The following is a 20,251-nucleotide window of genomic DNA, read 5'->3' as shown; positions in this document are numbered from 1 at the left end:
CCTAAAGAAAAAAAAGCATTTAAAGCAAAGATTTTAGAGAACCCAAATCTCAAGTATATTGTCGAAGCTATCATTTATGCCACTAATCATCTAGAAGGTGAAAGGTAATGTTTATTGTAAATGATGAAGATATTAAGAATGCAGAAAGATTACTGCTACCAGAAGGGGAAATTTTCGATAAAGAGAGAAGAGAAGTTATTTATTGCATGGAGTCTAAAGACGTGCAGGCTTGTCCTGGAAGTGGAAAAACGACAACTCTTTTGGCTAAATTAGCTATAATAAGTCGTCAACTTCCTTTGAAATCAAGTAAGGGAATATGTGTATTAACACATACCAATGTAGCAGTTGATGAAATTAGAAATAAACTGGAAGGTAAAGCGGATATCTTATTCCAATACCCAAACCATTTTGGCACAATTCAATCATTCGTGAATAAGTTTTTAGCTATACCTGCCTATATTGATAGATATGGAAAAAGGATCGCGAGAATTGATGATGAGATATATTACGAATTTGTCCAAAGGCGATCAGGGAAATTGGATTATGGTGCGAAAAATTGGCTTGATAGAAAACGAATTTCTTTAGCAGATCTTCGATTTAGTCTTAGTGATTTTTGTATTACAAAAAAAATCGATGGCCCCATTCTTATGAATCCAACAGCACCAAGTTATCAAAAAATAAAAAAATTTAAAGAAGGAATTTTGGAAGAAGGGGTCCTATGTTATGAAGATGCATACTCATTAGCATTTGAGTATTTACGAAAGTATCCCCAGTTAGCAAAAGCGATTTCAGAGCGATTTGCATATGTTTTTGTGGATGAAATGCAAGATACTGATTATATTCAAAATGATTTATTAGAACGCATTTTTGATCAAAAAAAAGTAGTCATTCAGAGGATTGGGGATAGTAATCAATCCATTTTTGATTCATCCTCAAAAAGTGGGTGGAAAATTACTGAGAACTATCTGTCGATATCAACGAGCAAAAGATTTTCTACTAACATAGCAGATAGAGTAAAGACTATTTGTTTGTCTCCCCAGAATTTAACGGGAAATGCTAAAATCGTAAATATTCGACCTAAGATAATTGTATTTGATGATTCTTCAATCTCGAAAGTATTACCGAAATTTGGAGACCTTATTATAGAGAGTAATCTACATCTACTAACGAAAACTATTTTTAAAGCGGTTGGATGGGTTGGTGATCCCAGCAAACCAAGATCAATTTGTGATTATTACGAACCTTACAGTAAATTTGGATTGAACAAGAGGCATGATTTCGATGGTTTGAGTAGTTATCTAAAAATGGCGAACACGGGGACAAAAGAGAGTTCTTTAAAATCCAAGAGTGAATTACTTTTAGGAGCATTACTAAAAAGTCTTCGATTGCTAGGGGTTAAACGTCCAAACGGTCTTCCGTATACAGAATCTTCATTTAGTGAATATTTAAAGACCCAGCATAAAGGATTTTACGAAGAGTTTAGATTACAGATGATTCAGTGGTGCTTGAAGCTTTATCAAGGAGAGGATATTCTCCAATCCATTAAAAATTATATAACCGTTGATTTGTGTTCTCAACTAGGTTTTATTCCTAACAAAGAGTTGCTTTCATTTTTAAACAACAATTCGGATAGTGAGATATTAGTAGATTTACAGTCAAATTCATTTACGCACGAGAAAAATAATAGTCGTATCTCCATAGATATTTCAACAGTTCATAGTGTGAAAGGAGAAACACATACGGCGACGTTATATCTAGAAACTTATTATAATAAGAAATTTGATGTACAGTCTATTCTTGAATATATGAAAGGTAAACATGTCACTCCTAGGTTGGAAACAACAAAAAAAAGTTTGAAGATGGCATACGTTGGAATGACAAGGCCTACCCACCTATTATGTGTTGCAACTCATAAAGATAGTAAATCACACTTAGAAGACCTACATAATGTTGGATGGGACATTTATGAGGTCTGAGGGAGTTTTTTAAATTTATTGAGAAGAGGGTTTCAATTGTAATTTGCAAAGAGGAGTGTTAAGAATTGTTTAAATTAAACTTTCAAAGTGGGACATTAGTATCTTCTAAAGATGAATATGGATATGAGGAAGTTTTAAAAGATTTTAAAAATGCAAAAAAAGTAAGAATAGTTACTTATAATATCTCATCGAAGAGTCTGTAAAATAGTTTGTGTAAACTCCAAAACCTATTAAAATGGAACTAATAGAAAGGTTGGGAGAATACATGGGACTTTGGACGAAACAACAGTTGCGCGACTTCATTAAAGAGAATAATCTGGTAACGGCACAGGATGCTCAAAACGCATTAAAGAACCTGTTTGCAGAAACAATCCAGGAGATGCTCGAAGCGGAGATGGAAACACATCTGGGCTATGCCAAGCACGACATCACGGCGAAAGCGACGTCAAACAGCCGTAATGGCAAAAGCAAGAAAACTGTCGTCAGTGAGTATGGTGAGCAAGAAATAATCGTACCCCGTGATCGCTTGGGCGAGTTTGAACCGCTTGTGGTGAAGAAGCATCAGTCCAATGTCACAGGCATTGAGGAACAGATCATTGCGCTTTACGCGAAGGGCGTCAGCACGCGTGAAATTCAAGATCATCTACAGCAGTTGTATGGCATCGAAGTCTCCCCGACACTGATCTCGAACGTGACGAACAAGGTTATCCCTATGGTTAAGGAATGGCAAAATCGGCCGCTACAGAGCGTATATGCCGTTGTTTTTCTCGACGCCATTCATTTCAAAGTGAAGCAAGACGGAGCTATTGTCAACAAGGCGGCTTACATGGTCATCGGCATCGATCTGGACGGGAATAAAGACGTCCTAGGCATGTGGATTGGCGAAAACGAGTCGGCCAAGTTCTGGCTCAATGTCTTGAACGAGTTAAAAAACCGCGGCGTACAAGACATTCTCATTACGTGTGTCGATAATCTAACCGGTTTCTCGCAAGCGATAAGCGCTTGTTATCCCGCTACAGAGATTCAGAAGTGCATCATCCATCAAATCCGTAATTCAACGCGCTACGTGTCCTACAAGGACTTGAAGAAGGTGACGGCCGATCTGAAGCCGATCTACAAAGCAGCAACCGAAGAAGCGGCGCTTGTGGAGCTAGATCGCTTTGAGGAGGAGTGGGGCAAAAAGTATCCACTGATCGTCCGTTCTTGGCGCAACAACTGGAGCGAGCTCGCTACATTCTTCAAGTACCCGCCGGAAATTCGCAAGTTGATCTACACCACGAACATGATCGAGAGTTATCACCGTCAACTGCGCAAAGTGACGAAAGGCAAAAGCATCTTTCCGAGCGACGAGGCTCTCCTTAAAATGCTGTATTTATCCACAATGGACGTTGTACGGAAATGGACGGGCCGTGTTCAGAACTGGGGACAAATGCTGCTACAGTTTTCGGTTTTCTTCCCTGATCGCGTGGGTCAGCACTTGAGGTAGGGGGGCGGAGTCCCCCTCTAAGCATCACCCTCTACATTCGTTTACACAAAATTCTTGACAGACCCTCATCGAAGAACAACGATCCTCTTCTGCAACTTTTGAAAGATGTTGATAAAGATTGTGATGTTCAATTTATTACTAATATTCCGTCACGAGTAGGAACGTATCAAAAAAATTCAAATGGTGATGCATGGAGGAGCAATGCAAGTAAAAATATAAACTCGTACCTTACTAAGCTTAACCCAGAAACATTCGATGGTCCGATTACCCCGTACTTTAATTTCCACAATCACTCCAAAATTATAGGTACAGAAAATAAAGTTTATATTGGTTCAGAGAACTTTTCAGTTGAGAGTAAAAAAAATTATGAAGCTGGAGTCATTATAGAAGATAAGCAATTCATAAAAGAACTGTACGTGTGGTTTGATAAGTTGCGGGATGAATCTATACCTTACTTTAACGATGATTACAACCAATTAAGATTATTCATTATTAGTATACTTGCAAGATTAATGACTCATTACGAACATTTCATTGATTCACTGTTTAGAATTCGGAAAGATGGAGAGGCCGTATTTATTAATGAAGAAACAACTTTTAATGAGAATGATTTATATGAATTGCTTTATAGTTTTCAGGAACTTAGTGATATTCAGGGACTTGTTGAGAACATAGAACCTCTTGGAGATGAATTAAATGATAATTTGGAGCAATTACTTGAAATATTTGAGAATATGCCCATCAATAATATTGTTGAATTTCTAGCTATAGATGGCCCCATTTATGAGTATATTGCTTTTGATGTGAATGAAAAAACATTGGAAATATTTCAGGATGAATACAATTCAATGGCGGATGATGGCGAAAAACTTGAACATTATATGGAAATTTCTTCTGATGAAGCAAATGATTCGTTAGTAAATATTTGTAATGAAATAGAAAGTGATCTCTATTCAGTGAAAAGTGATTTTGAGGAAATACTTGAAGGGTTAAAAAAAATGGATGGCATTATTAAGGATATTGCTAAGCACTCAGTAAATCCGTTAATCAACAATACTTGATTAGGTCCGATATCTCTTAAAATCCGGTAATCTTTAAGTAACTTGCTTTATGTGCATGTGGTTCATTTAAAACTAAAAGTAGCCACTGGTTAAGCCGGTGACGCTATGATTTAACGTGAAATTCTTTATCTGTCAAACTCATGCGTATGCTCTACTGGTATGCTTAGTGAAAGCAAATCTTCATTCACATCTTTACCTTCAGGCGTTTCAATTATGACAGTATAGCCTAAGTCAGCATATTTCGCCGAAAATTTTAAAGCAGCCTTTTGCCCCCAATTGGGAGCGGGGCTGCCGTTGCTATAAGTAGCATTTGCATCGTTATCCAGGCAGAACACAATCTCTTTTATTGGATTGTATTCTAGAAATCTCTCAAGTGCCTGATCGGATAGACATCCGAGCGAAATGTAGTGGCCGGCTTTCCAATCTTGACCACGCAGTTTTTCAATCGTAGCCCGACTCATAGCATCAATAGGACTTTCACATACATATACCCGTTTACTGTCAGGATACCCGCAAAGATGAAACGGATAACTTTTGTCTGAATCCTCCCGATCTTGTTTGAATGGCTTGTTGGGTGTAGTGCCGCGCATAGAGCAATACCGTGCAACTCCCTCCAGATCATATCCGACGAACACGCAGTTACCCGTTTTGTCTTGTTGGTACAGCTTCTTTTCATGCATGAGTAATGAGACGATTTCAGGTGCTATTCCGCGCATTTGAGTTAAATACCACGCAACCCGTCTGAAATTTGGTCCTTTATCGGGAAGGATGAGTTGCCCTCGTTTTTTTGTAGAAGATGCAACGGCTTTTTGAGGCAGATCCAATTCCAGCAGATAAGCGACAGCTTCTTTAAAGGTCATCCTGCAAAAATTCATGGCAAAGTCAATCGTTCCGCCATGTGTATTACTGGAAAAGTGAAAGTACCTATTGCTGTCTTTAAAGAAATAAAGACCGCCGCTTTGTTTGGCATGATACGCGCGGCGACCGCCGTTCTCAAGTAAATATCCCTGTGATTTTGCAAACTCGATCAGATTTACCTGATTGGCAGATCTAATTTGCTCTTTGGTAAATAGGGTGTGTTGTGTCATGAATGGTTCCCTCCATTCGTTGTTTAGGAAGGTGGGAAATCGTATAATAAAGATAGGAATTTTGGAAAGGAGCAGATGGGATGTCTTCAGATGTAAATCCAGAAAAGTTACATCAGCGGCACGATACCTCCTACCGTTTTTTGCTCTCCAGTAAAAAGTTGTTTGTTGAACTACTCCGTTCGTTCATCCATAAAGGTTGGGTACAAGCGGTAGACGAGGAACATGTACAGGAGATTCCTCATTCCTTCGTGCTGCAGGACTTTAAGCGTCAAGAGGCGGATCTGGTCTACCGTGTGAAGTTGAACGGCCAAGATGTTGTGTTCTATTTACTTTTAGAGATGCAATCCAGTGTGGATTTTCGGATGCCTTATCGGTTACTCTTGTATCAGGTGGAGATTTGGCGTTTTTTATTACAAAATGAAGAGGACGCTTTGTTGAACCGGAAAACATTTCAATTGCCGCCGATTGTTCCGATTGTGTTGTATAATGGAAAACAAAAGTGGTCAGCGGAGCTGGAGTTCCGCAAGCTGCTCTCTAACGAGAACCTGTTTGGTTCGGAACTGCTCAATTTTGAATATTTGCTTATAGATGTTGCACGATATACGGAAGAGGAACTATTGTCTTTATCGAATACGATAGGCTCCGTTTTCTTGCTTGACCAGACCGAAGACCAAGAGCAATTATTGAATCGGCTTGGCAAGCTGATGAGTACGATTCAGCAAATGCCAGTAGATAGTCAGCAGAAATTTGTGGCTTGGATGGCCAACATTCTATTACAGAAGTTGCCAGAGGATGAGCCAAGCTTGCAGCAGTTTATCCAAAACGTGAAAGGAGATGTTTCGTTCATGGGGCTGGAAAAAATCTTGGATGACATTGAACGCAGAGGGCAACACAAAGGTGAACAGAAGGGTAAAGAAGATGTAGCCAAACAGTTAATACGGATGGGAATGGATGATTCATCCATTGCTCAAGCCACCGGATTTTCTGTCCAAACGATTGAAGATTGGCGTAAGCAAGCCTACTAAATTCCGTTCCTCTGGAGCGGTTTTCTTTTTTCATAGGTTAGTGCTGCATTCCTTTGTGTTCTACCAAACCCTCATTTTGTTGCTCATCTTCCGGATCATCCATTACTGCTTGCTCTTGTAATTCCTTAAACTCCAGCGCTGAGTTAATCTCAGACTGCCGCGCTACAAATTGACTCAGCCGATCTTCAAATTCAAAAGGCTTCCCGATTTCTCTTTTCGCAGTCTCGATCTGGTGGAGGGTATCTTGCTGCTGTTGTTTGGTCGCCTCAATCTTGGCAGGGATTTTCTCCAGAGCATTTTCCAGCCTGCTGATATTGCCTAAAGCTGAATCCCTAAGCTCGACCGAATAGGTCGCAGATCCTTGCAGATGGAGTTGGACATGTTCAAAACCGGAGCGGAACAGTAGAATATCGAAGCCTTTGAATTGTCCTACCTTTACAGTCTGATGCTCCAGCTCAGTGACTTTGGATAAGAGCAGCAGCACTTCTCCAGCTTGGGGACGCTCGGCATAAACCATACCATCCAAGGTGATTGAAAACTCCTGAAGTTGGTGCTGTTCAGCGAGCTTCCAATCTGCCTGATATTGCTCCAACTTTTCCACACAAGAAGCTAACACTTGCGGGTAGTGCTGACTGAGCTGCCGCTCCAGTATGACTTGCTCGTTATGCCAGTTTGTCTTGAGCAGCTTGAGGCGGATGACTTCATTGTCCACTTCCATCTTTTCAGCGAGCATCGGGTTGCCCACAGCAACAGCCTTCACCTCAGCCGCAGATAATACCGTTTCATCGGCATCTTGACATGAACGGGAAATGCTTCTACCCGTCATAACTTGCGAGATGTAGCGTAGCTTTTGCTCTTGAATTTGCCACAAATACGAGTCGAAGGTTCCTTTGGTTACGTAGCGGAAAATTCGCACCGTTTCATTTTGATTGCCTTGCCGCAGAATGCGGCCATCCCGTTGAATGATGTCGGAAGGTCGCCATGGACAGTCGATATGATGGGCAGCGATAAGCTTCGTCTGTATATTCGTTCCGGTTCCCATTTTTTGTGTGGAGCCTAGCAAGATGCGGACTTCTCCGCGACGCACCTGTTCGAACAAAGCCTCTCGTGCCGCGTCCGTATTTACATCATGAATAAAGGCGATTTCCTGCTCCGGGATACCGCGAAGAACCAATTGGGATTTCATTTCATCATAAACATTAAACTGCCCTGGTTTTGGTGTGCCGCTGTCGCTGAAAATGACTTGGGTGAGCCGATCAGCCTGCGTCTCCTGCCAAATATCAAATACATTATTGATGCAGAGATTTAGCTTGGACATCGGATCAAGGGGAGCATCCTCATGCACCAAGCGCGGGTCAATCGACATGAGCTTAGCTTCGTGGGTCAGTTTAAGCATGTTGTCCTCTTTGGCATCGACCACATTGTTCCGAATTTTTTCGGCACGTTCAACGAACTCATCCATCATCTGCTCTTGATAGTGAGAGCGCTCACTGACGACGATGCTTGCTTTATCACCCTCCAGCCGTGGGACCGGCAGCTTGAGCATATCAGCGGTTTTAATATCGGCAACGAGACGAAACATGCTCATCAGCTCAGGCAAATTATGAAATTTGGCAAAACGGGATTTCATGCGGTAGCCACTGCCTTCGGGTGTAATCTCCAGGGAAGAAACGACCTCGCCAAACGTTGCCGCCCAATTATCGAAAAAGTTCAGTCCCAACTTTTGCAGCAAGTTAGGCTGGAGAAACCGCTGCATGACATACATTTCGGACATGCTGTTGCTAATCGGTGTACCGGTAGCAAATACGACCCCGCGCCCTTGATTCATCTCCTGCAGGTATTGGCATTTGAGCAGCATATCGGTGGCCCGTTGGCTGCTGGATTTACCGATCCCCGCTACATTGCGCATTTTGGTAAAGGTGAAGCAGTTTTTGTAGGCATGGGCTTCATCGACGAATAACATATCTACGCCAAGCTGTTCAAAAGTGAGCAAGTCGTCTTTTTTACTTTCATTTATCAGGCGTTCCAAGCGGGATTTCAGGTTGTTTTCAAACACAACCATTTGCTTGATGCTCCAGTTGTCGCCTTTTTCTTTTTTCATCTGGTTAATCATGCGGGAGACGTTACGGATTTCATCTTGCAGGATCTGCTCCTGCCGTTCACGTGAGATGGGAATTTTCTCGAATTGCGAATGGCCGATAATGACGGCATCGTAGTTACCCATCGCAATTTTAGCAACGAATCGTTGACGGTTAGCCAAAGTAAAATCCTTTTTCGTGGTTACTAATACATTGGCAGAGGGGAAAAAGCGCAAAAATTCGTTAGCCCACTGCTCAGTCAAGTGATTGGGAACGCAGTATAAAGGCTTGTGAACCGCGCCAATCCGCTTCAAATACATGCCTGCAGCAATCATCGCCGCCGTTTTACCAGCTCCGACTTCATGAGCCATAAGCGCTGTGCCGGAGTAAATAATGCGGGCTGCCACATCCCGTTGATGCTTGCGTAGACTCATTTCTTGATTCATACCCTGAAACACCAGATGATCGCCGTCATATGTGCGGGGACGAATCGTATTGAATTTGTCGTTGTAAATCGAGAGTAGCGTATCGGATCGTTCCTTATCCCGAAAAAGCCAGGATGCAAAAGCTTCTTTCATCTGTTGCTGCTTTGCGCGGGCAACCATCGTTTCCTTGGCATTGACCACATACTTGATCTGCTCATTGCCGTTCACATCCAGATACGTGACCGGATCGCGCACGGTAATGCTTTGTAGATTGAGGGTGCTTTCAAAAATCTCATAAGCGTTGGCTCGCCCTGTGCCGAAGGTTTGGTTAACTTTAATCGAGCCTCTTTCCAAAGATTTGCCGGATACGCGCCATGTATTAGTGTATTCGAGATAGTCTACATCAATGGTCTTCGAATCCTGCATGATTCGGGCTGTGCCAAACGTTTCATACATAAAGGTCCGATATACTTTAACTGGAATCCAGGGGCTGCCGATACGGAAGTCGATGTCTCCCGGCAGCAGCGGAGCAGGTTGGACGCGAGTAAGCGCGGCAACATTGCGCTGAAATACATCCGGGTACTCCTGTGCTTTGAGCGTGGCATAGGCGAGCTTGTCTTTGACGTTGCCGGACAAGTATTCTTCGTCCAACTCCCAGCCTTCATCTGCACCTCCTGTATAGTGTTGCGGATTTTGAAAAATGCGTTCACCAAGCGCCTCCCGTACTTCATCCGTGGTTTTGCCGCAAAGATGGGCGATATACGGCAGGTCGATGCGCAATCGGTGGTTCAGGCAGATTTGCAAGGCTTCCAGTGGATCATCCGTATGTTCCGGCAAGGTGTTGACCCTAATGGTCGGACGGCTGAAAATAGTGGCTTTTGTCCAGGTTTTATCTTCTGTAAGATCTTCAATGGAGCGCAAAAGCGGTAGTTGGTCGTCATCAGCAAAAGCAGAAGTATTGGCCCGTTCGTTAATGGCTCCATACGGATGAACAAACCGGTCATAGATGTGATTCAGTCTGGACTGGGCTTGCTTCAGTTCATCTGCTTCAAAGCCGTATTCACGGGATTGGATTTCGATTACATCCAGTAGCGCTGCACGAATGGCGCATAAGCCTTTGATGCGCTCTGCCTTTTTCCCTTTGATGTCTTGAGGGAGAAGAATACCGTTTTCACAGTAATAAATGCGTTCCTGTTCGACGATAAACGTAAAGTTTTTTGTGCCAGGCGGCGCTTTTCGAATTGGCTCCTCTTCCTCATCCAGTAGGAGGGAGGAGCGGGTGTTGCTTTCTTGTGTAACTTGCTCTGGCAAGTCAGGAAAGCGAGCTTGCAATGTACCAAGCGCTTTCTCCAAGGAGTGAAGCAGAGGCTGTTCCTCGTGTGGAATACAGGCGCTGGTTTTCTCTGCACCGTACATGCCACGATCCCATTGCATTTGTCCAAGCAGCATTTCAGGATGAGACAGGTAATAGCGATTGACAGGCACACCGTCAGCCGTTTCACCAATTTCAATCCATTCCGGCATGTCTTCTTGAGTGAGGGGGAGCGAGGACTCCAATTTTTGTAGAAATACAATATCTGTTGTGACTGTAGCTCCGGCCAGCGATTGAAAGGTAGTATTCGGCAAGCGAACCATCCCGATTAATTCCGCTTTCTGTGCCAGGATCTGCCGCACACTGGAGTCCTGTTTGTCCATGGTGCCTTTGCTGACGATAAAGGTGAGAATCCCTCCAGGTTTGAGCAAGTCCAGAGAACGGATGAAAAAGTAGTCATGAATGTAATAGCTGCTGCTGTAACGGCGATCATGGATGCGAATGTTATGAAAGGGAATGTTGGAGAATATGGCGTCAAAGCGTTGTTCGCGCCAGTCAATGGTCTCAAACCCTTGGATGTGGATGTTCGCCTTGGGATAGAGCTGTCGTGAAATTCGTCCCGTCAACGAATCCAGTTCAACGCCATGAAGCTCGGCATTCTCCCATTCCGGCGGTAGAACAGAAAAGAAGTTTCCGCTGCCCATAGAAGGCTCTAACAAGCGGCGTCCAGCACCAGAGGTTAAGCCAAAACGCTGCAATGTTGCATGGATGGTCTGAATCAAGGACTGCTCTGTATAGAAGGCAGTAATGGTGGAGTTGCGGGCTGCCGCATATTCGTCTTCATCCAGGAGCTGCTTTAACTCGGCATATTCGGTTTCCCAGCCATTCGCGTTAGGATGAAACGCATTCGCTAATCCACCCCAGCCCACATAACCGGCTAAAATATGTTGTTCCTCCGCAGTCGCTTGCCGCTGCTCTGATTCCAATTGCTTGAGCAGGCGAATGGCCTCCACGTTCCGTTTATATTTGCTCTTTGCACCGGATACATAAGGCGATTGTTCGGCTTGAAAGCGATAGTTCAGTGCAGCGGGGAGTTTGGGTTGAGAATCTGGGGAAAGAGTGGCGTTTTCCCCGATGATTTTGGCGTCTGCTAACTGAGAAGGCATATCTTGATTCAATTTATCAGTATGTTTGGGCAAAGCGTTCTGGTCTTCGGATTCCTCAAAAACATCTTCAATCTCTGCTTGCTTGTTGGCATAATCAAATAGCGTCCATTCCGGTTCTACAGGCGGAAAAGGAGCAAATTGTTCATCGTAATGTCCATGAGAGATCAGTTGCAGTAGCGTATCGCTGACTTTTTTCCATTTGAATTGTTCTTCATGTGATCCGGAAACATCCTGCCAGGAAAGCTGAACGCCTTTACTATCTGTCATGTAGCCGACCAATCCACTACCTAAATCTCCTCTGGCACCGCCGATGCCATATAGCAGCTTTAGAAAAGCAATCAGATCAGGCGCTTTCACGGGATGATGATCCACTATAAATTGATAAATGCGCTCTTTACCGGACATAGCGCCTCTGCCGCTGATTAACAGATAGGCCAGCATATCTTCTCCTGTTCGCGTTCCTGAAAGAACTGGGCCTTCATTGGGCATAAAAAAAGAACCGCTTATCGGCGGCTCGGATGATGGGGAAGAAGGGAGATTTGCTTCGGTTACCGTGGTTTCAGGATGATGTCGTTCATGACCAGTTCCTCTGCTGTCGATTTGATCTGATTCAGGTGCTGCGCTCTTTTCAATGTGTCGTCCGTCTGTGGCATGGGCTGAAGGCGAAGCAGTTGATCGGTCAATTGCTCCATCCGTTCTATGGCTTCCTGTTCGACCTGCAGCATTTTTTTCATCAGGTTGCCTTCCATTTGAAGAATCTGAAAGCGTTGTGGGTGATGATTCTTCAGATGGTTCAGCGCCAGCCGACCGAATTTGCCCAGGGGCTGCTGATCGGTTGTCGCTTCGCTCGAGATTTGCAGGTTTGGATACAGCAATCCGTCCATTTCGTGGTACATCAACTTCGGTTTGTCGGGATGATTCATGAGCTAGGCTCCTTTCCTGTTCCATAATTTTTACGTAACGGGCAATGTCCGTAAGTAAGTTACGGGCGTGAGTGTTCACCTGATAGCCCAAACGTGCGGCAAGCGGTAAAGTATCAAAATGGGTGATCGTTGAAAAGTCGGTGTGATTCGGTTCAGGCAACTGACAGCGGCGATGGATGAGATAGCGAACACTGTCTTCAATTAAGTCGCCCATATGTTGCTCTAGTCCAAGCAAGGGGATGTTACTTAGGAAATGATCGTGAATGTCATGCTCAATGTCTTGCAGCCACTCTTCCCAGGATGAAAGGACAGTGTCATGCACAAGCTGCGAAATGGCTTCAGCGAGGTTTAGCGTATCGTAGGAAGTCAGACGCCCAGCCAGTTCATCGGTATCAAGCTGTTCCAGGCTCCAGAGGACAGGGACTTGTCTGCCTGTCGTTTGGTTGACATCGAACAAATGACTTAGTGTCGGAGTGCCTTGCTGGAAATCACAGACGGCAATGCTCTTTTCGCCCCTTTTCACATAACGGCCTAACTCATTCCATAGTGGGAGGGGAGCCAGCATGGTCGCATCCGGGCGTTGGGTATAAATGAGTAGGCTGTTGTCAAATGAGTATTTGTAGATGGATGCAGCAAAGTGTAGATATTGTTGCCAGGCGTCTCCGCTTGATGTGATGTCGCTAATAGTGGATGCGTATAGTTGGCGCAAGGGTTGAATTCGGCTCATATCAGGCTCTCCTTTCCGAATAGAATAATCAGGCTGGCGCTATATGTCTCAGGCTTCGTGTTCATATGAAGCATAGTTTTCTGTCTCTGTTGTTGAAAATTGAAAGTACGGTAGCTCCAGGGAGCGGGCATATTCCGCATAACGAAGCTTGATCGCTTCAAAGAAGTACGGCATCAGCCCGGTGTCGAATAGATGATACGGACTATAATGGCGGGGATGATCGCGGCCCGTTTCAGCATCTCCGGTATAGCCGTTGTACAGGTTAAAGGCGAGGCGAGTCATTTTTACGGAAGTGCTGGTTTGCCAGCCTTGTTCCAGAGCCTCCAAGCGAATCGCTTGTTCTTCATAATCGTAGAGATCGCGGATATGCTGGCGGGTTTGCGGCGTAAGGCCAACAACATAGAAGAAAGCCTGACGGTACGGATCATGTTGGCTGTGGGTCATACGAATGTTGCCCTCATAGAATTGCTCATGCTCAATGTCTTTAAAGACCGGATTCATGGGTGTTGTCCTCCTTTTTTTTCATGGGATGATTCGTTTTGCTGTCGTTGCTGAGTAGCGAAATACATTTCCAATGCCTTGTCGATGATCTCCTCGACTTCGGCTGCTTTATGGGCTGAGGAAAAATATTTCGCATATACCTTATGTTTGAGCTTGAAGGGTGCTGGCGTTTTGTTGCGCGGCTTGCGTGTGGCTTCGCCGGACAAGATTTTGTTTATCTGCTCTGAAGTGAGCTTTCCAGCGTAATCTTGTAGACGCTCAGATTTTTTCATATCCACTTTGTAGCCATGCTCTGATATAGAAGCATCAATTAATTTCTGTTCATCCGTTGTAAGATAGGAGAGATGTACGGCAGAACGTAGGGATAATCCAGCATCATCTGTTCGTTGTTTCAATTCAGGGATTAGCCTATCAACACGGAGTAAGCGAGAAACTGAATTTTGAGAAAGACCATACTCATTTGCTACTTTTTCTCGGCTATTCAACTTCTGACCCACTGGAGCAGAAGTTGAATTTTCCTTGTCATACTGCGGGTTTTCAAGCATTTTAAGTTCATGAATAATATCGTTTCGTTTGCCTTGGGAGAACATTTCCGAATAGCGCAGTGCAAGAACCTTAGCTTTTTCAGAGGGCAACATATCCGAAAAGGAACGCTGCAGCACATTGGTTTCGACCACATACATGAGCGCTTCTTCATCGGTGAGATTTTCCTTCACAATAGCGGGAAGTTGTTCAAGCCCCAGCAATTGCGCTGCGTTCATCCGGTTATGTCCAGCCAGCATTTCATGATCACAGCCATTCTCATCTGCTTCGATTTTTCGCAGAATGACCGGAACAAGGATACCGTTGCTTTCGATGCTGCTCACCATATCCGCCAATCGCTCACCGTCATACAAGCGGAACGGATGGTCTTTATACATTCTGATTTTGCTGATGGGTACAGTCTGGATTCCGCCAGTTTGCTCAAGGGGAGCTTGAGTCTGCTCCGATAGCAATAACAACTCGTCGATGCTGGACAGTTTGGGAACAGGGCGTTTAGTTGCCATGAAGCATCAGCTCCTTAGCCAATTCTTGATAGGCTATTGCTACCTTTGATTTGGGTTCAAACTCCAAAATGCTTTGGCTGTAAAAATTCGCTTCTCCCACTTTGACGGACAATGGAATTTGTACATCGAAGATACGGAAGGTTTCTCGGTAATAGACTTTGACCAGACGGAAAGCTTCCTTATATAAATTGGTACGGGTATTGCACATGGTCATCAGGATGCCTTCAATACTGATTCGTGGGTTGATCCGTTTTTTGACTTTTACGATGATTCGGAGCAACTGGGTAAGTCCTGTCGCAGACCATAGTTGCGGGTTAACAGGAATCAGCACGCTATCACTGGCTGCAAGAGCATTGATCGTCAGCAAGCCAAGCGAGGGATTGGTGTCGATGATGATGTAGTCATAGTTGGACTTCATCGGTTCCAGCAGAGAGGCCAGTGTTTTTTCACCGCCCATTTCATCTCTCAGGTTGATTTCAGCAACAGACAATTCGATATTGCTCGGAATCAGGTCTATGTTGCCATGAGAGTGGATGTACTTCTCAGCAGGCGGAAGCGGTTCATCGCTCATAATCGCGTTCATGACATTGAACATGGAGTATTTGAGTTGATCCGGCTGCTCGATACCAAAGCACATGGACAGATTGCCTTGCGGGTCGAAATCGACGAGTAGCACTTTTTTTCCTTCATTAGATAAGGCGTAGGCCAGATTGTAGGCGGTGGTCGTTTTCCCGGTACCGCCTTTTTGGTTCGCAATGGTAATTACTGTTGTGTTGGACATATTAAAACCCTCCCTGGAGCATTTGCTCCATTAATTTGTCAATGGCAGGGAGCGGGCTGGTTTTGCAGTAGTTCTTTCCGAGTTCTTCCCAAGTTCTCTCCAACGTCCAAAAATGGCTTCATTTCAGGTTGTCGCCGGGAAGCCCTACGGGTGCTGGAAAAAACACAAAAACCCGCAAAAAACCTTGATTTTACAAGGCTTTTCGCGGGTTTTATATTCCTCTTCTTTGACTTAACTTCTGCTATCTTCCGAATAGCATGTGCGACTCAAAATCGAGTGGGAAACCGTGGAGGTTCGAGTCCTCTCGCCGGTACCAACTATGAAATTAAGCTCTTGGGATCAGGAATCCTAAGGCTTTTTTAATGTTCAGGACATTATGGATTGGCAGTAGCAGAACGACATCGAGCTGTTTAGAAGAGATATTCGGGATCAACCTAAAAGTATAGTTCGGTGAAGAACACAAATTTTTGGAAAACGATCTCGATAAAAAACAAAGCAAGCGAACCTAGAGATAGTCCGCTTGCTTTGCTCTGCCTGCCCTTCACCACCATTTGTAGCCGTTACGCTCCAGCTTCTTCTGATCCGAGTTCTTTTCATGATCGCGTTTTCCGAAAAATTCGTCTTCTCTCGCGATCGTTGGGTCATACCAGTCCGCTTTGGCTTTCGCCCATTCCACCCACTTCATCGACTTGGGATCGAGGTTTCCGAATGCCTCCACTGCGGCAATATAACGCCTTATTTTGCAGGCGGTATCGTAGTCCTCCGAAAGATTTTCCAAAGCGAGCGTTTGCTCCACTTCAGCATTAAAGCGTTGTCTTCGCTCCACTTTTCGCCGCTCTTCTTCCTGGCGTTTACGTTCAGCTTCCTCGCGGGCCTCGCGCTCTTGCCGGAGAATATCGGAAGCTTCGTAAAACGCAATCATGATATCGCCAAGGCGATCTTCGATGACGTATGATTTGCAATCGCGAAAGTTTTTTGCGGCATACACCGAAAAGCTGATTCGGCCATTGTAAACATAGTCATACTTTCTGATTTTTGGCTTTGACGCCCATGAACTGCGGCGCTTGTCTTCCTCATATTTCAGAAGCTGCATATTTTCTTCTTTCGTGGGAATATGCTTGATCTCGTCTTGTGCTTCTGAAACCGATATAGAGACAGTTTCCCCGTTGACTATTTACTTTTCGCTGATGGCCCTTTTTTAGGTCTATTTCATTAACGGCCGAGAAAGAAGAGGGGAGCTGGCAATAATTATCGACCTATCCATTAGATAACGATTCCGCGTCTCCGGGAAAATATTTTGGACTGCTGCCGTCTTGTTAACCATTATTTCCTTCGGCTATGGGGGAAGCTGTACTTTTTACGTGAGCTGATGGATGTGACATGGACACATCGAACGTATCTTCAGCGCCGAGGAGATGAAAGCGTTGTCCGCCTCCGAGCTTGATCAAATGGGATTGTATCCGATATCGTTTGAAAGCCTGATGGGAAATCATGTTACGGTATTTAAGACTTGAAGCAGTCTGACTTTGGAAAAGTTCTTTTTCAGTCGCAGGAATTCACAGGAACTGGCGCTTGACTTTGATCGCTTGAGTATTCCGGAAGGAGCGATCATCGCCGTCGTTGGACACAATGGAGCCGGGAAACCAACGTTTGCCAGATGTTCTCTGGGGTTTGAAAGAGGCATCCGATATCCCTTTCTGGAGGACAAAAGCAGCGTGTTGCCATTGCCAGCAAGCGGGATATTAATGTGTTTGACAAGCCGACGAGCGGTCTCGATCTTCGGTATATGAAGGAGGTTGCGGCAAATCTGAAGCAGCTGGCGGCGACTGGGAATACTCATTTCGTCGTAACGCATGTTCCGGAGTTTATTCTGTCCTGCTACACTCATTTTCTTCAATTTGAAAAAGGCAGAGTGATTGCCAATGATCCGCTTAATGCCCGCGGTGCGGACAAATTGTTTCGTTTTTTCCATGTGGACGCCTTCTTTTAAAACGATGAACTATCGCGATGAATTGACAGAATGGAAATATGCTGGTAGAATTCTTAAACGTAATAATTACGATTAAAAATAAGATAACAAAGTTGAAAGGAGTCGGCTAGATGAAAGAGGAAGCGTTGTATGACCGGTGGTGGCATGCGCCGGCGGAAAGCGAACAGCAAATGGAAGATAGTCATGCTCCCTTTTGGGAGAAAGTGCTGGACCGCATAGTGGAGAAGGAGGAGCTGGGGAATTTCTCCGTTCTGGATTTTGGGTGCAATCAGGGTGGCTTCCTGCGGTTTCTGTACGCCCGCCACCCATTCAAGGAAGGGGTCGGAACCGACTTGGGCATCGAGTCGATCCGGGTTGCCAATGAACGGAAGGGGGACTTGCCGCTCACGTATGTAGCGACGGCGTCTCCGGAGCAATGGGGGCAGCGCTTTGATCTGGCCATGAGCACCGCGGTGATCTATCTGATCTCCGATCTGCGGGAGCATGCCCAAAAGCTCAAAGCGGCGCTCAAACCCGGAGGCGTATATTACGCAAGCTACAGCGATTACAGCAACAATCCGAGCCTGCCCTTCATGCGCGAGAAAATCGACAATGGCGGCAAGCTTCCGATGAATCTGCACTCGCTCGACGAGATTGCCGGGGCTTTCCTCGCGGAAGGGTTCGCAGCGGGCATTACCCGGCTGACGCCGAAAACGTACATTCCGCTGTCCGCGGATGAGCGGTTCTTCCAAAGCGTGCGGGACCGCATCCAATATGAATATGAAGAGGCCTATCTGTTCCGTTTTACGGCGCCTTTATAAAGGTTGTTCAAAGAGTCGTCTTCCCATGACGAAGTAGGTTCAAGGAGCGGGATCGACGTCGAATCTTGAATTCAGCCGGGCCAAGCGTATGCTTCCGAAGCATGTTTCCTGCGGAAACATTTGAGTTGCTCACGTAGGCTCCTCCTACGCTCCGCTCCTTTCGTCCCTGGCTTCAACCAACCTTCTCGGTCCTGGAAACCCGGCTTTTTGAACTCGTACTTATAAATAGAGGAGATTTATTTATGACGAACCTTAAAATGAAAACCGGCCTGTTGGTGCGAATCGTGACGGTGCTGTTGTCGGCGGCGATGCTGGCGGCCTGCTCCAACGCGGGACAGAGCCAATCGCAGCCGGTTAAGGCGATATCGATGGCGTGGCCCCGGGACGTCGGCCCGCTTAATCCGCATCTGTACACGCCCAGCGAGATGTTCGCCCAGTCTATGGTGTACGACTCGCTGGTTTCTTACGGCGCCAACGGAGAAATCGAGCCCGCCCTTGCCGAAAGCTGGGAGATATCCGACGACGGCTTGACCTATACGTTTCATCTGCGGCAGGGGGTTCGTTATTCCGACGGCTCCGCTTTTGATGCCGACAATGCCGTGCGCAATTTCGAGGCGGTCATGGCCAACCGAAACCGGCACAGCTGGATGGGAATCGTGCGCCATATCGGCGAAGTGAACAAGGTGGACGAGTACACGATCCGGTTGCGCTTGACCGACTACTATTACCCGGTGCTGCAGGACTTGTCCTTTGTGCGCCCGTTCCGTTTTCTTGGCGACGCGGGGTTTCCGGAGGACGGCAAAACATCGGAAACGATTGCGGGGCCGATCGGTACCGGTCCGTGGAAGCTGAAGGATTATAAAAAAGACGAATACGCGATATTCGAGCGCAACGAGCATTATTGGGGCGAGAAGCCCCGGTTAGAGCAAATTACGGTGAAGATCATTCCGGACCCCGAATCGATCGTCATGGCGTTCGAGAAAGGCGACATCGACCTGATTTACGGTCAGGGCGTGATCAGCCGCGACAGCTTTCAATATTTGAAGGACTCGGGGAAATACGGCGTCGCGCTGTCGGAGGGACTCAACACCCGCGGTATCGTTATGAATACGCAGATGAGCGGCACCTCCGAGCAGGCGGTAAGGCAGGCGATCCAGTACGGCATCGACAAGGAGGCGCTGCTGGAGAACATCACGAAAGGAACGGAGCTCAAGGCGGATACGGCGCTCGGACGCAATGTTCCGTACGCGGACCTCGATCTGAAACCGATCGATTACGACCCTGCGAAAGCCGGGCAACTGTTGGATGAGGCGGGGTGGAGGCTTGAACCCGGTTCCGGCATACGGATGAAGCAAGGCCGCCCGCTGGAGCTGAAATTTGTATACATTGAGACGGAGGCGGTGCAGAAGCAGATGGCCGAGGTGATCCAAGGCGATCTGGCCAAAATCGGTGTCAAGGTCGATCTCCAGGGAGCCGAGGTGATGCTGGGGCTGCAAATGCTGCGCAACGGCGAAGCGAATATGAACTTTTGGTCCAGTTACGGAACGCCCAACGATCCGCACAACTTTGCGACGGTCATCGCGACGCCGACGATGGACGGATTGTACGAGGCTTTTTCCGGCCTGCCGGATAAAGCCGAAATGGACGGCATCGTGCAAAAGGCGTTGATCAGCAAAAACGATGAAGAACGCAGCCGTCTCTATGCCGAGCTGCTGTCCCGCATTCATGAGCAGGCAGTCATTTATCCGATTTCGTACGAAGCCAACGCGGCGGTGTATCAACCGCACCTGACCGGCGTCGCGCCGACGGCGTCCAAATACCGTTTTCCGTTGGAAACGATTGACATTGCTCCTTAAGCAGGTGGAC

The 20,251-nt window shown here is 45.8% G+C and carries 13 protein-coding genes; 6 read left to right on the top strand and 7 right to left on the bottom strand.

Going from position 1 to position 20,251, the window contains the following annotated elements:
* Positions 1–107 precede the first annotated feature (107 nt).
* The 3 genes from EHV15_RS33040 to EHV15_RS33030 all read left to right on the top strand — a co-directional run bounded on the left by EHV15_RS33040 (position 108) and on the right by EHV15_RS33030 (position 4,523).
* A complete protein-coding gene (locus EHV15_RS33040; RefSeq protein ID WP_128634999.1) occupies positions 108–1,976 on the top strand; it encodes a UvrD-helicase domain-containing protein in 1,869 nt (622 codons plus the stop codon).
* 265 nt (positions 1,977–2,241) lie between these two features.
* Positions 2,242–3,462 carry an IS256 family transposase gene (locus EHV15_RS33035; RefSeq protein ID WP_125081887.1) on the top strand — a complete coding sequence of 407 codons (1,221 nt, stop codon included), beginning with the start codon at positions 2,242–2,244 and terminating at the stop codon, positions 3,460–3,462.
* A gap of 98 nt (positions 3,463–3,560) precedes the next feature.
* Complete coding sequence (locus tag EHV15_RS33030; RefSeq protein ID WP_178076023.1) at positions 3,561–4,523, top strand: phospholipase D-like domain-containing protein; 963 nt, start codon at positions 3,561–3,563, stop codon at positions 4,521–4,523.
* A gap of 125 nt (positions 4,524–4,648) precedes the next feature.
* On the opposite strand, the gene EHV15_RS33025 is transcribed toward EHV15_RS33030, so the two are convergent.
* Entirely contained in the window at positions 4,649–5,611 is a 963-nt protein-coding gene (locus EHV15_RS33025) for a DUF3991 and toprim domain-containing protein (RefSeq protein WP_128634997.1), read from the bottom strand.
* Between the two features lie 80 nt (positions 5,612–5,691).
* On the opposite strand from EHV15_RS33025, the gene EHV15_RS33020 reads away from it, so the two are divergent.
* On the top strand, positions 5,692–6,636 hold the full coding sequence (locus tag EHV15_RS33020) for an Rpn family recombination-promoting nuclease/putative transposase (RefSeq protein WP_128634996.1): 945 nt from the start codon (positions 5,692–5,694) through the stop codon (positions 6,634–6,636).
* A gap of 37 nt (positions 6,637–6,673) precedes the next feature.
* On the opposite strand, the gene EHV15_RS38480 is transcribed toward EHV15_RS33020, so the two are convergent.
* From EHV15_RS38480 to EHV15_RS32985, 6 genes are all read right to left on the bottom strand, one after another.
* Positions 6,674–13,267, bottom strand: coding sequence for an SNF2-related protein (locus tag EHV15_RS38480; protein ID WP_425464458.1), 6,594 nt, complete (start codon positions 13,265–13,267; stop codon positions 6,674–6,676).
* A gap of 48 nt (positions 13,268–13,315) precedes the next feature.
* Entirely contained in the window at positions 13,316–13,768 is a 453-nt protein-coding gene (locus EHV15_RS33005) for a DUF6075 family protein (protein WP_128634993.1), read from the bottom strand.
* Positions 13,765–14,814 carry a ParB N-terminal domain-containing protein gene (locus EHV15_RS33000; protein ID WP_128634992.1) on the bottom strand — a complete coding sequence of 350 codons (1,050 nt, stop codon included), beginning with the start codon at positions 14,812–14,814 and terminating at the stop codon, positions 13,765–13,767. Before EHV15_RS33000 ends, EHV15_RS33005 begins: the two co-directional genes overlap by 4 nt.
* Positions 14,804–15,595: a ParA family protein gene (locus tag EHV15_RS32995; protein ID WP_128634991.1), complete on the bottom strand. Its 792-nt coding sequence runs from the start codon at positions 15,593–15,595 to the stop codon at positions 14,804–14,806. The genes EHV15_RS33000 and EHV15_RS32995 overlap by 11 nt, the downstream gene beginning before the upstream one ends.
* Positions 15,596–16,136: 541 nt before the next feature.
* The gene (locus EHV15_RS32990; protein WP_128634990.1) at positions 16,137–16,688 is read right to left on the bottom strand and encodes a hypothetical protein; all 552 of its coding nucleotides are present in this window, start codon (positions 16,686–16,688) and stop codon (positions 16,137–16,139) included.
* Positions 16,689–17,084: 396 nt separating this feature from the next.
* Positions 17,085–17,567, bottom strand: a complete 483-nt coding sequence (locus EHV15_RS32985) for a hypothetical protein (RefSeq protein ID WP_128634989.1) — start codon at positions 17,565–17,567, stop codon at positions 17,085–17,087.
* A gap of 128 nt (positions 17,568–17,695) precedes the next feature.
* Between EHV15_RS32985 and EHV15_RS32980 the strand changes: the two genes are divergently transcribed.
* Both EHV15_RS32980 and nikA read left to right on the top strand, forming a co-directional pair.
* A complete protein-coding gene (locus EHV15_RS32980) occupies positions 17,696–18,385 on the top strand; it encodes a class I SAM-dependent methyltransferase (protein WP_128634988.1) in 690 nt (229 codons plus the stop codon).
* A gap of 242 nt (positions 18,386–18,627) precedes the next feature.
* The gene (gene nikA, locus EHV15_RS32975) at positions 18,628–20,241 is read left to right on the top strand and encodes a nickel ABC transporter substrate-binding protein (RefSeq protein WP_128634987.1); all 1,614 of its coding nucleotides are present in this window, start codon (positions 18,628–18,630) and stop codon (positions 20,239–20,241) included.
* Positions 20,242–20,251: the final 10 nt, after the last annotated feature.

This window comes from Paenibacillus oralis, assembly GCF_003863965.1.
In the GTDB taxonomy this organism is placed as follows: domain Bacteria; phylum Bacillota; class Bacilli; order Paenibacillales; family Paenibacillaceae; genus Fontibacillus; species Fontibacillus oralis.
The sequence above is the reverse complement of the archived record's forward strand: the minus strand, read 5'-3'. Positions and strand labels throughout refer to the sequence as shown.

Bases quoted from the DNA above. Each gene is read 5' to 3' on its own strand.
- EHV15_RS32995 (WP_128634991.1), bottom strand. From the start codon at position 15,595: ATGTCCAACACAACAGTAATTACCATTGCGAACCAAAAAGGCGGTACC.
- EHV15_RS33040 (WP_128634999.1), top strand. From the start codon at position 108: ATGTTTATTGTAAATGATGAAGATATTAAGAATGCAGAAAGATTACTG.
- EHV15_RS33035 (WP_125081887.1), top strand. From the start codon at position 2,242: ATGGGACTTTGGACGAAACAACAGTTGCGCGACTTCATTAAAGAGAAT.
- EHV15_RS32985 (WP_128634989.1), bottom strand. From the start codon at position 17,567: ATGGAAAAAACGAAACAATTTGTCCGCACCGCGGGCATTAAGCGGATC.
- EHV15_RS38480 (WP_425464458.1), bottom strand. From the start codon at position 13,267: ATGAGCCGAATTCAACCCTTGCGCCAACTATACGCATCCACTATTAGC.
- nikA (WP_128634987.1), top strand. From the start codon at position 18,628: ATGACGAACCTTAAAATGAAAACCGGCCTGTTGGTGCGAATCGTGACG.
- EHV15_RS33020 (WP_128634996.1), top strand. From the start codon at position 5,692: ATGTCTTCAGATGTAAATCCAGAAAAGTTACATCAGCGGCACGATACC.
- EHV15_RS32990 (WP_128634990.1), bottom strand. From the start codon at position 16,688: ATGCAGCTTCTGAAATATGAGGAAGACAAGCGCCGCAGTTCATGGGCG.
- EHV15_RS32980 (WP_128634988.1), top strand. From the start codon at position 17,696: ATGAAAGAGGAAGCGTTGTATGACCGGTGGTGGCATGCGCCGGCGGAA.
- EHV15_RS33025 (WP_128634997.1), bottom strand. From the start codon at position 5,611: ATGACACAACACACCCTATTTACCAAAGAGCAAATTAGATCTGCCAAT.
- EHV15_RS33000 (WP_128634992.1), bottom strand. From the start codon at position 14,814: ATGGCAACTAAACGCCCTGTTCCCAAACTGTCCAGCATCGACGAGTTG.
- EHV15_RS33005 (WP_128634993.1), bottom strand. From the start codon at position 13,768: ATGAATCCGGTCTTTAAAGACATTGAGCATGAGCAATTCTATGAGGGC.